Annotated in this window: 11 protein-coding genes; 3 read left to right on the top strand and 8 right to left on the bottom strand. The window is 73.5% G+C overall.

All coding sequences use genetic code 11. The features are described 5' to 3' along the window. Positions 1-109 precede the first annotated feature (109 nt). Positions 110-346 carry a DUF3072 domain-containing protein gene (locus ACXR8F_RS20325; RefSeq protein WP_458803280.1) on the top strand — a complete coding sequence of 79 codons (237 nt, stop codon included), beginning with the start codon at positions 110-112 and terminating at the stop codon, positions 344-346. A gap of 18 nt (positions 347-364) precedes the next feature. Here the strand turns inward: ACXR8F_RS20325 and ACXR8F_RS20320 are convergent, their stop codons facing one another. From ACXR8F_RS20320 to ACXR8F_RS20310, 3 genes are all read right to left on the bottom strand, one after another. Beyond that, entirely contained in the window at positions 365-997 is a 633-nt protein-coding gene (locus tag ACXR8F_RS20320; RefSeq protein ID WP_458803278.1) for a GntR family transcriptional regulator, read from the bottom strand. Then, a complete protein-coding gene (locus ACXR8F_RS20315) occupies positions 997-1,422 on the bottom strand; it encodes a VOC family protein (RefSeq protein ID WP_458803276.1) in 426 nt (141 codons plus the stop codon). Before ACXR8F_RS20315 ends, ACXR8F_RS20320 begins: the two co-directional genes overlap by 1 nt. Before the next feature lie 99 nt (positions 1,423-1,521). Continuing rightward, positions 1,522-2,802, bottom strand: coding sequence for a DUF4921 family protein (locus ACXR8F_RS20310; protein ID WP_458803274.1), 1,281 nt, complete (start codon positions 2,800-2,802; stop codon positions 1,522-1,524). Positions 2,803-2,833: 31 nt separating this feature from the next. On the opposite strand from ACXR8F_RS20310, the gene ACXR8F_RS20305 reads away from it, so the two are divergent. Next, a complete protein-coding gene (locus ACXR8F_RS20305; RefSeq protein WP_458803273.1) occupies positions 2,834-5,155 on the top strand; it encodes an exo-beta-d-1,3/1,6-glucosidase in 2,322 nt (773 codons plus the stop codon). Next, positions 5,155-6,123 (top strand): NADPH:quinone oxidoreductase family protein, encoded by a 969-nt coding sequence (locus tag ACXR8F_RS20300; protein WP_458803271.1) that lies wholly within the window; start codon positions 5,155-5,157, stop codon positions 6,121-6,123. Before ACXR8F_RS20305 ends, ACXR8F_RS20300 begins: the two co-directional genes overlap by 1 nt. Here ACXR8F_RS20300 and ACXR8F_RS20295 read toward each other — a convergent pair. Genes ACXR8F_RS20295 through ACXR8F_RS20275 form a run of 5 tightly spaced genes read right to left on the bottom strand, consistent with a single transcriptional unit; the run spans position 6,110 to position 12,404 of the window. Next, positions 6,110-7,006 (bottom strand): phosphotransferase, encoded by an 897-nt coding sequence (locus ACXR8F_RS20295; protein ID WP_458803269.1) that lies wholly within the window; start codon positions 7,004-7,006, stop codon positions 6,110-6,112. The two genes, ACXR8F_RS20300 and ACXR8F_RS20295, sit on opposite strands and share 14 nt — an antisense overlap. Further along, the gene (locus tag ACXR8F_RS20290) at positions 6,990-8,192 is read right to left on the bottom strand and encodes a glycosyltransferase family 4 protein (protein WP_458803267.1); all 1,203 of its coding nucleotides are present in this window, start codon (positions 8,190-8,192) and stop codon (positions 6,990-6,992) included. The genes ACXR8F_RS20295 and ACXR8F_RS20290 overlap by 17 nt, the downstream gene beginning before the upstream one ends. Beyond that, positions 8,189-9,484: a glycosyltransferase gene (locus ACXR8F_RS20285; RefSeq protein ID WP_458803265.1), complete on the bottom strand. Its 1,296-nt coding sequence runs from the start codon at positions 9,482-9,484 to the stop codon at positions 8,189-8,191. The genes ACXR8F_RS20290 and ACXR8F_RS20285 overlap by 4 nt, the downstream gene beginning before the upstream one ends. Further along, entirely contained in the window at positions 9,481-11,289 is a 1,809-nt protein-coding gene (locus ACXR8F_RS20280; RefSeq protein ID WP_458803263.1) for an ABC transporter ATP-binding protein, read from the bottom strand. Before ACXR8F_RS20280 ends, ACXR8F_RS20285 begins: the two co-directional genes overlap by 4 nt. Further along, complete coding sequence (locus tag ACXR8F_RS20275; protein ID WP_458803261.1) at positions 11,286-12,404, bottom strand: glycosyltransferase family protein; 1,119 nt, start codon at positions 12,402-12,404, stop codon at positions 11,286-11,288. The genes ACXR8F_RS20280 and ACXR8F_RS20275 overlap by 4 nt, the downstream gene beginning before the upstream one ends. Between the last annotated feature and the right edge of the window lie 19 nt (positions 12,405-12,423).

The following is a 12,423-nucleotide window of genomic DNA, read 5'->3' as shown; positions in this document are numbered from 1 at the left end:
GGACTGGTTGTCCGGGAACCACTCCAGCAGCTGCTGGTACGTCGACGGGTAGTCCACGCCCCGAACCGGATTCGCGGTCATCCACAGATTCTACTTCACCCAAGCAGATATGCAGAACACACCTTCGAACGACGACGTCATCGGCGGCACCTCGGGCGACTCGACGATCAAGGACCCCGAGGACTGGGTCACCGGCGACGAGGCGATGACCGGTGCGCAGCGCAGCTACCTGGAGACCCTCGCACGCGAGGCAGGCGAGACGCTCCCCGCAGACCTGACCAAGGCCGAGGCGAGCGAGCACATCGACCGGCTCCAGGCCCAGACGGGTCGCGGCGCGTCCGACTGAGACGGCGCGCGGGACAGGTCAGCGTCGCTGGGCGGTGGAGGAGATGTGGGCCTCGAGGGCTTCGCGCAGCCCGGCCGCCTCTCGGGCCTCGAGCAGGTCGACGAGATGCTCGTGCTCGCGCGTCAGGCCGCGCATGTGCCGGCGACCCGTCGGCTCACCGAGGTGCGTGAGACGCACGAAGGCCCCGAGCTGCGTCAGCAGGCGGGAGAGCGTCGGCATGGCAGCCACTGCCGCCAGCGCCCGGTGGAACTCCTCGTCGAGCCGCAGGAAGGACTCGGAATCGTCCGTGTCTGCGCTCCGACGCTGCTTGATGGTGAGCAGCCGCAGCGCGTCGACGTCGTCCGGTGTCGCACGGGCACACGCCTCGGCGGCCGCAGCACCCTCGAGCGCGACCCGGATCGCGACGATCTCGGACCGGTGCCGCTCCGACACGTCGACGACGAGCAGCTGCCGGCGGCTCCCGGGCACGAGCAGTCCCTCGCTCGTCAGCGTCCGCAGGGCCTCGCGCACCGGAGTGCGTGAGACGCCGTGCGCATCTGCGAGCGACACCTCGTCGAGCGCGCTCCCGGCGACGAGCTCGCCCGAGAGGATCCCGGTGCGCAGGGCCTCGTAGACGCGGGCGGCCTTGGTGTCCCTGCCGTCCGTCCCCACTACTTCGCGAAGATCTGCGACTCGTCGGCGAACGCCTTGAACTCCATGGCGTTCCCGGCCGGGTCGAGGAAGAACATCGTCCACTGCTCGCCGGGCTCGCCCGCGAAGCGGAGGTAGGGCTCGATGACGAACGACGCGCCGGCCCCCTTCATCTTCGACGCCAGGTCGTGGAAGTCGTCGACGGCCAGGACGCACCCGAAGTGCGGCACCGGCACGCTGTGGCCGTCGACGGCGTTGTGTGCGGCCGGCCCGGGTGAACCGCCCGGGGCCACGTGGGTCACGACCTGGTGGCCGTAGAAGTCCCAGTCGACCCAGTGCTCGGCCGACCGCCCCTCCTCGAGCCCGAGGACCCCGCCGTAGAAGTCCCGGGCCCGGGCCAGGTCGTCGACGGGCACGGCGAGGTGGAAGCAAGGGCGTTGGGTCACGTGTCCTCCTGGGTCGGATGTATGCAGGAATCTCTCTTGTATACATACGCCGCCGGCACGCGTCAACGGTGGTGCCACGCCTCGCTGGGACCGAGGCCTTCAGCCGATCTCGATGCCGTCGGAGACGGCGCCGGCCTCGACGAGCTCGCGCAGCCGGGCGACGGCGCGGTCGTGCACCGTCCAGGGGTCGATCGTGTTGACGTAGATCTTCGTGCCGCCCTCGAAGCCGGCAAGCGTGGAGATCCGCCACTTGAGCACGGCCCGCAGCGGCATCGGCTGGTCCACGGAGGGCGGCCGGTGGTGCCACTCCTCGTTCGACGGCACGTGCACGCCCGTGGCCGCGTGGCAGGCGTGGACGAGGTCGGAGAAGTCGCGCAGCTGCTCCTCGTCCAGCTCCCACGGGCAGCCCTCACCGTCGGTCACGTGCACCACGAGGGCGGGGTAGCGGTGGCCCACGCCGGCGAAGGCGACCGCGTGCTCGTTGCGGGCGACGACGAGTCCCTGCTCGGTGGCGTACTGGGCGCCCCACCTGGCGAAGACGCCGGGCTCGGTGCGCAGCAGCTCGATCTCACGCTCCTTCTGCGCGCCGAGCTCGTCGATCGCGACGATCTGCTTGTGCAGGTGGTCGAACGACGCGCCGGCTGCCGAGAGCCAGTTCTGGAAGACCGACACGTAGCGGGCGCAGGCGTTGTCGCGGTAGAGGTCGCGCATCGCCCGCACCGTGAGCTGCGTGTAGCGCCAGTGTTCCTCGGGCGTCAGCGTGCCCGAGCCGGCGAGCTGCGTGTCCTCGGTGGCGCCGTCGACGTAGTGCCGTCGCGCGATGACGACCTGGTGGTTGCCCGCGAACAGCCCGACCGCCTCGCGCTCGAGGTCCTCCTCGGCGAGCGGCTCGGCGTCGGCGCCGGGCGCGCTCCGGGCCCGCATCCGGATGCGGGCGAGAGCGGTCACGTGCTCGCGTCCTTGCGCCGTGCCCAGGTATGCCGTCCGGTGCGCCAGCGACGCGGCCGTCGGTTCGAAGCCGTGGCTGAGGTGCCAGTAGTCGTAGCTGAGGATCTCGAAGAGGTTGGGGATGAGCCGGAACTCCGGCCGGGTCGCGTGGAGGTCCTCCGCGAGGACGGCTCGCACCTCGCGCCAGCCGTCGCCGGCACCGCCGTCGCCGTCGCGGACGACGCGCGCGATCTCCGGGGTCGTCTCGAGCATCCGGGCCCAGCAGAACGCGCAGTGCCGGTCGTGGTCGTCGGGGTCGAGCGGGAGCGGGTGGTGGCTGGGCACCCCGAAGGGTCTCGCCGCCCGGCCCGGCAGGGTCCAGACCTTCGTCCCGGTCAGCGGGTTGACCTGTTTGATGGTGCCGTCGGGCAGGCGCACCAGGGGCTCGACCACGCTCCCAGCCTAGGTGGGTTAGCGTCGCACCGTGGCCGTTGACGACACCTCAGACCTGCCCGCAGACCTGCCTGCCGACGCGCCCTACCGCGACCCCGCGCGTCCGGTGGAGGAGCGGCTCGAGGACCTCCTCGCCCGCATGACGCTGCCCGAGAAGATCGGCCAGATGCTCCAGCTCGACGCCCGCGGCGACCTCGACGACATCGTGAGCACGCGGCTCGCCGGCTCGATCCTGCACACCGCGCCCGACGACATGCCGCGCGCCATCGAGCTCGCCGCCGCCACCCGCCTCGGCATCCCGCTGCTCACCGCCGACGACTGCATCCACGGCCACTCGTTCTGGCCCGGCGCGACGATCTTCCCGACCCAGCTCGGCATGGCCTGCACGTGGGACCCCGAGCTCGTCGAGCGGGCCGCCCGCGCCACCGCCGTCGAGGTGTCGGCGACCGGCATCCACTGGACCTTCTCGCCCGTCCTCTGCATCACCCGCGACCTGCGCTGGGGCCGCGTCGGCGAGACCTTCGGCGAGGACCCCCACCTCATCGGCGAGCTCGGGGCGGCCATGGTGCGCGGCTACCAGGGCGACGGCCTCACCGACCCGACCGCGGTCCTCGCCTGTGCCAAGCACTTCGCCGGCTACTCCGAGACGCAGGGTGGCCGCGATGCGAGCGAGGCCGACCTCAGCCGCCGCAAGCTCACCTCCTGGTTCCTCCCACCGTTCGAGCGTGCGGTGCAGGAGGGCTGCCGCACCTTCATGCTCGGCTACCAGTCGATCGACGGTGTGCCGGTCACCGCCAACGGCTGGCTCCTCGACGACGTGCTCAAGCAGCAGTGGGGCTTCACCGGCACCCTCGTCACCGACTGGGACAACGTCGGCCGCATGGTCTGGGAGCAGAAGGTCTGCGCCGACGACGTCGAGGCGGCCGCCGTCGCCGTGCGGGCGGGCAACGACCTCGTCATGACGACACCTGCCTTCTTCGAGGCCGCGCAAGAGGCAGTCGCTCGAAACCTGCTGGAGGAGAAGCAGATCGACGAAGCAGTCCGCCGCATCCTCCGCGTCAAGCTCGAGCTCGGCCTCTTCGAGAACCCGCGTCCACCCGACCGCGCGCGCCAGGCCGCCGTCATCGGCTCGGCCGAGCACGCCGCCCTCAACCTCGACGTCGCGCGCCGCTCGCTCGTCCTCCTCACCAACGACGGCACCCTGCCGTATGCCGCAGGCCCCGCCGCAACGCCCCACACGACCGTCCGCACGGTCGCCGTTCTCGGCCCCAACGCCGACGACCCGCAGGCGAATCTCGGCGACTGGGCCGGCGCCTCCGGCCAGGTCGACTGGATGCCCGACGGCCACCCGCGCGAGACGGTCGAGACCGTGCTCGACGGCTTCCGTGCCGTCGTGCCCGACGGCTGGACCGTCACCCACGCCCGCGGCGCCGAGATCGAGCAGCTCGTGCCCGACCCCGACGGCCCGCTCTTCCCTGACGGCCAGCCGCGTCCGCCCGTCTCCAGTCCGGCGCCCGTGGACGCCGACCAGCTCGTCGAGGCCGTCGAGGCCGCGCGTGCCGCGGACCTCGCCGTGGTCGTGCTGGGCGACACGATGGCCCTGACGGGAGAGGGCTGCTCGACGGCGACGCTCGAGCTGCAGGGCGGCCAGGTCGCCCTTCTCGACGCCGTCGTCGCCACCGGCGCCCTGACCGTGGTCGTGCTGCTCCACACGAAGCCGGCCGTCCTGCCGCCGAGCGCCCTGGCCGCCGCCGCCGTCATCGAGGCCTTCAGCCCCGGCATGCGCGGGGGGCGAGCCGTCGCCGAGCTCGTGCTCGGCCGGATCGAGCCCTCCGGGCGCCTGCCGCTGTCGGTCCCGCGCCACGTCGGCCAGCAGCCGACGTACTACAACCAGGTCCGGGGCCAGCACGGCCACCGCTACGCCGACCTGACGCAGGAGCCGCAGTTCGTCTTCGGCGAGGGCCTCACCTACACGACGACGACGTGGTCGGACCTCACCCTCGCCGACGCCGACCTCACCGCGGACGAGGCCGTCCGCGCGCGCGTGACGATCACCAACGAGGGCGACCGTCCCGCGCACGAGGTCGTCCAGGCGTACGTCCACGACGTCGTCACCAGCGTCACGTGGGCAACCAAGGAGCTCAAGGCCTTCCGTCGAGTCGTCGTGCCGCCGCGCGACACGGTGACGGTGGAGCTCGAGGTCCCCGTCTCAGCGTGCACCGTCGTCGACGCCGCGGGCCGTCGCGTCGTCGAGCCCGGTGAGTTCGAGCTGCTCGTGGGGCCCAGCTCCCGCGACTCCGACCTCCTCAGGGCCCCCTTCACCGTCGTCCCCACCTCCAGCCAAGGAGCATGATGCGCGCCGCACGAGTCACCACCCTCGACGGGCCCAGCAGCCTCGTCGTCGAGGACCTGCCCGAGCCGACCCTCGAACCCGGCCACGTGCTCGTCGACGTGCACGAGGCGGGCGTCAGCTTCCCGGACGTGCTGATGAGCAAGGGGCTCTACCAGATGCGGCCCGACCTGCCCTTCGTGCCGGGCGCCGAGTGCGCCGGGATCGTGCGCGAGGCGGCGCCCGGCAGCGCGTTCCGGCCCGGCGACCGCGTCGCGGCGTTCCCGGTCCTCGGTGCGTTCGCCGAGACCGTCGCCGTGCCCGAGGCGATGGTCTTCCCGCTCCCCGACTCGGTGACCTTCGAGGCAGGCGCGGCGCTGCCGATGAACTACCTCACCGTCCACTTCGCCCTGACCCGGCGCGGCCAGCTCGAGCGAGGCGAGGTCGTCCTCGTCCACGGCGCCGCCGGCGGCATCGGCACCGCCGCGATCCAGCTCGCCCGGGGCATGGACGCCCGCGTCATCGCCGTCGTGTCGTCGGTCGACAAGGTCGCGACGGCCCAGGCTGCCGGGGCCCACCACGTCGTGCTCGCCGACGAGTTCCTCACGCAGGCCAAGGAGCTCACGGGCGGACGCGGGGTGGACGTCGTCGTCGACCCGGTCGGCGGTGACCGCTTCACCGACAGCCTCCGCAGCCTCGCGCCCGAGGGACGGCTCCTCGTCATCGGGTTCACCGCGGGCCAGATCCCCGAGGTGAAGGTCAACCGACTGCTCCTGGGCAACCTCAGCGTCGTCGGTGTCGGCTGGGGCGCCTTCTGGATGCCCGACCCGAGCTACCTGCGCACCCAGTGGGAGGCGATCCTCCCGCTGCTCGAGAACGGCGAGCTCGCACCGCCCATCGGCGCTCGCCACGCGCTCGACGACGTCGCCGCGGCACTGACCGAGATCGACGAGCGCCGCGCCCACGGCAAGGTGACGCTCACGCTCCGGTGAAGGCGTCGACGCCCAGGCCGTGCACGTGCGCGATGAGCGCGTCGCGCTGCGCCGGGTCCTGGTGGCGCGTCTCCGCGAGGGCGGCGAGCCGCGCGAGCGACAGCGTCGTCCACGCCTCCAGGGCCCTGGGGTCGAGGTCGTCGCCGGAGCCGTAGCCGTCGAGGAACGCCGCCGTCGCCGCCTCGGTCACGGCGGCAGGCCGGCGGCCCGTGACGCGCTCGCGCACCAGGTGGGCGACCATGTTGCCGACGTCGAGCCCCCGCGGGGCCATCGCCGCGTCGTCGAGGTCGATGAGGGCGATCCCGTCGTCAGGGGTCACGACCACCTGGCGCGGGTGGAAGTCGCGGTGCGACGGCACGGTGGGGAGGTCCCTGAGCCACAGGGCGGTCGCCTCGAGGTCGTGCACGAGCTGCGCTGTCGCCCGGACGTGCCGGCGCACGAGCTGGGCGACTTCCTCGTCGCGGCCCCACTCGCGGTCGAGCTCGGCGCCGCTGTCGTGCAGCGCCCGCAGCGCGCAGCCGATGTCGGCGAAGTGACCGGCATACGTGCTGTCTGGCAGGTGGTCGGGGATCGTGCCCTCGCGGTAGGTCACGGCGAGCACGTGGCCCGCGTGGTCGCAGCCGACGACGGCAGGCACGAGATCGGCGACGGGGGTGCCCGCGAGCGCCAGCAGTCGGCGGGCGTTACCGCGTGCCCGCGGAGACGCGAACACCTTGACGACGACCGACCTGCCGCCCGCCTCGGTGAGCACGGCGATCCGGCGCCCCGGCAGGTGCCGCAGCACCTGCCCGGGCGCCGCCCCGGGCACAGCCTCGTCGAGGCCGCCGGCCCACTCCGCGAGCGCGGGGTCGAGGACGACGGGGTGGTCACCGGGGAACGGCACGGCGTGCCCCGATCTCCAGCTCGCGAACCGCTCGCACGATCTCGGAAGCCCTGCTCTCCCAAGAGAGCTCGGCGTGTGCGTGGTCTCGTGCCAGCGCCGCGCGGGCCTGCGCAGCGGCCGGGTCGGCCAGCACGTCGCGTATGCCGTCCGCCAGCGAGGCCGGGTCGCCCGGGGTCACGAGACGCCCCCACCGGCCGTGGGCCAGCGCCTCGGGCAGCTGGCCGATCGCGCTCGCGACGACGGGGGTGCCGGCGGCGAGGTACTCGTACAGCTTGAGCGGCGAGAAGGCGAAGTCGGCCAGGGCCGGGTAGGGCGCGAGCGCGACGTCGCTCGCCGCGAGCACCACGGGGACGGTGGAGTGCTGCACCTGGCCGAGCCAGTGCACGCGCTCGGAGACGCCGAGCTCGACCGAGCGACTGGCGATCTCGTGCCGCACCGGGCCGTCGCCGGCCACCAGGAGGTGCACGGACCCGGGGAGCAGCGGCAGGGACTCGACCGCGACGTCCAGCCCGTGCCAGGGTCGCAGCGACCCGGTGAAGCAGAGCAGCGGGCCGTCGTGCCCGAGGCCCAGCGCGGCTCGGGCGGCGCGTGCGGTTCCGCGGTGGCGGTCACCGTGGAAGAGGCGCGAGTCGAAGCCGTTGGGCACGACCCGGGTCGGCCCGCTCGCCACGGTCCGGACGTCGCGGGCCACCTCCTCGCTCACCGCGACCCGCAGGTCCGCGGACTGCAGCACCGCGTCCTCGACGGAACGGGCCAGGTCGCCGGCGACCAGACCACGCCACCGCGCCTCCTCTGCGGCCAGCAGGGCGTTGACCTCGAGCACGTGCACGGCCCCTGCGGCCCCAGCCAACCGGGCGCCGGCCGACCCGAAGAGCGACAGCCGCTCGTAGACGACGTCGGGCTGCAGACGGACGGCGACGGACGATGCCAGCTCGACCACCCGCTCCACGGTCTCGCGCTTGCGGCGCTCCCGCAGCTCGCCCTCCGCGCGGCCCGGGTGGTCGACGACGTGGCACGGGACGGGCCACGCCTCGAGCGGGCCATTCGGGTTGGCGGCGACGCCGACGACCTCGACGTCGTGGCCGAGGGCCGCGAACGCCGACGTGATCGCCAGCAGGTGCAGGGCGGCCCCCTTGCCGTCGCCGACCCGCACCCCGGTGTCGGAGCACACCACGAGGATCCTCATGCCGCACCTCCCGTCCGACCGGCCGGGCCGGCGAAGACCTCGAGCAGGGCCGACGTGGCGTCGGCCGGGCTGTAGCGCTCGGCGACCAGACGTCGACCCGCACGTCCCAGACGCACCGCGAGCGCCGGGTCGACGAGCAGCCGGTCGACCGCTGCGGCGAGGGCCTCGACGTCGTCGGGCGGCACGAGCAGCCCGGTCACCCCGTCGACGACGAGCTCGCCGATGCCGACGACGTCGGTCGACACGACCGGCACCGCGCGGGCGAGTGCCTCGACGAGGACCGTCGGCATGCCGTCGCGGTCGCCGTCGGCGTCGATGCGGCACGGCAGCACGAACGCCCTGCAGCCGGCGAGCGCGGCCTGCACCTCGTCACCCGTGGCCGAGCCGCGGAGGCGGATTCGCCCGTCGAGTCCCAGCGTGTCTGCGAGAGAGGCCAGCTCGGGCCGCAGTGGCCCGTCGCCGATGACGTCGACGACGAGGCCCGGGTGCCTCTCGGTGAGAAGCGCGGCCGCGCGGACGAGCAGGTCGACGCCCTTCTTCGGCACCAGCCGTGCCACGCACAGCAGTGACGTGCTGGCTGCCGGGTCGGCGACCGGTCCGACGCCGACGCCGTTGGCGACGTGCCGCACTGAGGCCCGTATGCCGCCCTCCCGCACGACCGACTCGAGGTGGGTGACGTTGTGGCCCGAGACCGTGACGACGGTGTCGACCCTCGACAGCCGCCGGGCCAGGTGAGGTGCGTTGTCGTGGTGGTAGATGTCCTTCGCGTGGGCCGTCACCGAGCAGGTCACTCCGGCAAGGGCGGCCGCGACGACGGCGACCTCCGACGACGCGGTGGCGAAGTGCGCGTGCACGTGGGTCACGCCCTCACGGCATACGCGGTCGGCGACGATGCCGCCCTGGACGAAACGCCGCCACGTGCCGTCACGTCGCGCCCGCAGCGCCAGCGTCGACCACCGCACGGGGCGCCGGAGCGCCAGCCCGAGGTGGGCGCGCAGGGTCGCGGGGTCGCGCAACCGGGCGTGCCTCGGCACGTACCGCACCTCGGCGCGGACGGCTTCGAGCTCGGGGTGGGTCGGGGAGTCCTCCGGCGGCAGCAGCGCGTCGACGAGCACCCGGACCCCGGCGGCCTCCAGACCGAGAACCTCGCGGAGCACGAACGTCTCCGACAGCCGCGGAAACCGCTTGAGCACGTAGAGGACCGGGCCGACGGGGGCGGAGGGGCCAGGTGCCGCGGCCACCCACCCGGCCGCGGGGGCGGCGACCGGGGTGGTGACTGCTGCCTGGCTCATCGCCGACCCCCGTCGGCCGGTAGTGCGGTGTCGGTGACGAACAGCCCCTCGCCGGCTCCGGCGAGCCGGGCGAAGTGTCCACCACCACGCAGGAGCCACTCGGGGGCTCCCTGTTCGACGAGACGTCCGCTCTCCATGACGGCAACCCGGTCGGCGCGGCGCACCGTCGAGAGCCGGTGCGCGATGACGAGCATCGTGCGGTCGCGCGGCAGGCCCTCGAGGGCCTGCACGATGAGCTGCTCCGACTGGACGTCGAGGGCGCTCGTGGGTTCGTCGAGAACGAGGACCGGGGTGTCGCGCAGGATCGCCCGGGCGATGGCGATGCGCTGGCGCTGGCCGCCGGAGAGCATCACGCCGCGTTCGCCGACCGGGGTGTCGAGGCCGCGGGGCAGCCGGTGCGCGAACTCGTCGACGAGCGCGAGCTTCGCCGCGCGCATCACCTCGGTCTGGGTCGCGCCCGGCCGGCCGCACGCGATGTTGTCGTAGAGGGTGCCGTGGAGCAGCACGCAGTCCTGGAGCACCAGCGAGACCTGGGACCGGAGGCTCGCGAGCTCGAGCGAGCGCACGTCGCGTCCGTCGTGCATGACCCGGCCCGACTGCACGTCCATGAGACGCGGCACGAGTGCAGCCACCGTGCTCTTGCCGGCACCCGTGCGCCCGACGAGCGCGAGCGTCTCGCCGGCGTCGACGTGCAGGGTCAGGTCGCGCAGCACCGGCTCGCGGCCGTAGCTGAAGGTCACGTCGACGAGGTCGATGCGGCCGGTGAGCCGCCCGGCAAGGACGGCGTCGGGGGCGCTCCGCACCGCCGGGACGAGGCTGAGCACGTCGGCCACCCGCTCGGCGGCCGCGGTGCCCTTCGAGGTGATGGTCGACAGCTTGGCGAGGGCCTTGAGCGGCTTGTAGAGGCTGGAGACGTAGCCGAGGAAGACGAGCAGCACCGCGACGCCGAGCCGCCCCTCGAGCACCCGCCACGAGCCGACGGCGAGGACGACCGCGATGGACGCTGCGCTCGCCACGTCGACGACCGGGCTGAACCGGGCCTGCAGTCGCGTCGCCTCGAGGCCCTGGTGCAGGCTCGTCTCGGACAGCGACTCCATGCGGTCGCGCATCCGCTCCTCGAGCGCCGACGCCTGCACGAGCGGCATGACGGACAGGCCCTCCGCGGCGGCTGCTGCCACCTGTCCGTCAGCCGTCCGAGCCCTGCGCGCCGCGGACTTGAGCGCCCGCGTCGACCGGAAGACCACGTACGCCAGCACCGGGGTCGCGAGGAAGGCGACGAGGGCGAAGGTCGGGTCGAGCAGCACCATGACGGTCGCCATGCCGACGACGAGCATCGAGTTCGGCAGCAGCACCGCGAGCGTCTGCACGAGCAGGTCCTGCATGCGGTCGACGTCGGAGGTGACGCGGGAGGTGAGGTCCCCGACGCGCTGGTGGGCGTGGTACTGCAGCGACTGCCGCTGCAGATGGGTGTAGACGTCGACCCGCACGTCCGCGGCCATCCGCAGCCCGGTCGACGAGAGCAGCCGAGTCGACCAGTAGTCGACGACGGCGGCGAGCACGTGGACGACGACGAGGGAGGCGACACCCAGGGCGACGGCGACCGCGGGGGAGAGGCCGCGGGCGATGCCCGAGGTGCCTCCCGAGCCGTCGGCCGCGCGGGTGAGCACGTCGCCGACGAGCAGCGACACCGGCCACGGCTGGGCCAGCCCGACGAGCACCTCGACCACGGCGAGCAGCGCACCGAGGGCGAGAGCGCGACGGTGCCGGGCGGCATACGGCCGCAGCAGACGGAGGGTCTGGATCATGCGACGGCCTCCAGCGCGCGGGAGGTCACGGCCCTGGCGGCCATGGCCGCTCCGTCGAAGGAGATGCCGGCCCGGGCACAGGCGGCCGGGGCGAGCCGCCGGGGCTGGTCGAGCAGCCAGGCGACCTCCTCCGGGGTGGCCGTCTCGTCGAGCACGTCGGCGAGGCCCAGCGACGCCAGTCGGCCGGCGCGGATGGCCTGCTCGCGGCGTGGGGCGCGGCGGGGCACGAGGACGGCCCGCTGACCGGCCGCCAGGGCCTCGACGGTGCTGTTGTAGCCGCACATCTGCACGACGGCGCCCGCGCCGGCGAAGAGGTCGACCGTCGAGCCGCCCCCGTGACGCACCTCGAGCCGGGCCTCCAGCTCGCGGTCGTCACCGACGATCCGGCGCAGCCAGTCACCGGCGTACGGGCCCGCCGTCACCACGCCGCGCAGGCCCGGGCGGCGCCGCAGCGCCTCGACCCCCAGGCGGAAGAGGGTCTCTCCGTCACCGCCCCCACCAGCGCTGACGACGACCAGGTCCTTGTCGCGGACGCGGCGGGACGGGCGCTCGACCACCCACCCGCAGTAGCGGACCGGGAACGGCAGACCGTAGTCGCGCTCGTGGTCGCACAGCAGCGGGCTGCCGAAGACGAGCAGCTCGTCGTAGACGTCGCGCACGCCCCTCCAGCCGGGGCCGTCGAGCTCACGGCGGACGGTCGGGGTGTCGTCGAGCACGTCGCGCAGGCCGAGGAGGATCGTGGCGCCCTGCCGGCGGGCCTCGGCCAGACCGGGTCGCAGCTCGCCGGCGGTCCCGAAGGGGTGCCGGTCGACGACCACGACGTCGGGCCGCAGGTCCGCGACGAGAGAGCCGAAGACGCGGGCCCGCTCGGCGACCGCCGCCTCGAGTCCCATGCCGTCGCAGCCGTAGCGCCCGGTCTGGTCCTTGAGGAGGGACGGGACACGCACGACGGAGAACCGCGGGTCGTCGAGCCACTCCGGCAGGCGCTGCACCCCGGTGACGAGGACGATCTCGGCGGTCGGGTCGAGCCGGGCGACCTCGCGGGCGATGAGCGCGTTGCGGCGGGTGTGCCCCAGGCCGAACCCGTCATGCGACGAGAACACGTAGCGACCCATGATGCCTCCTTGCCGACGG

This window comes from Terrabacter sp. AAH1 (genome assembly GCF_054456855.1).
Note: the sequence above shows the minus strand (reverse complement) of the source record. Positions and strands in the feature narration are given on the sequence as shown.

What these genes read in the sequence shown, in the direction of transcription:
- ACXR8F_RS20300 (WP_458803271.1), top strand. Translation starts at nt 5,155, where the DNA reads ATGCGCGCCGCACGAGTCACCACCCTCGACGGGCCCAGCAGCCTCGTC.
- ACXR8F_RS20280 (WP_458803263.1), bottom strand. Translation starts at nt 11,289, where the DNA reads ATGATCCAGACCCTCCGTCTGCTGCGGCCGTATGCCGCCCGGCACCGT.
- ACXR8F_RS20290 (WP_458803267.1), bottom strand. Translation starts at nt 8,192, where the DNA reads ATGAGGATCCTCGTGGTGTGCTCCGACACCGGGGTGCGGGTCGGCGAC.
- ACXR8F_RS20275 (WP_458803261.1), bottom strand. Translation starts at nt 12,404, where the DNA reads ATGGGTCGCTACGTGTTCTCGTCGCATGACGGGTTCGGCCTGGGGCAC.
- ACXR8F_RS20285 (WP_458803265.1), bottom strand. Translation starts at nt 9,484, where the DNA reads ATGAGCCAGGCAGCAGTCACCACCCCGGTCGCCGCCCCCGCGGCCGGG.
- ACXR8F_RS20325 (WP_458803280.1), top strand. Translation starts at nt 110, where the DNA reads ATGCAGAACACACCTTCGAACGACGACGTCATCGGCGGCACCTCGGGC.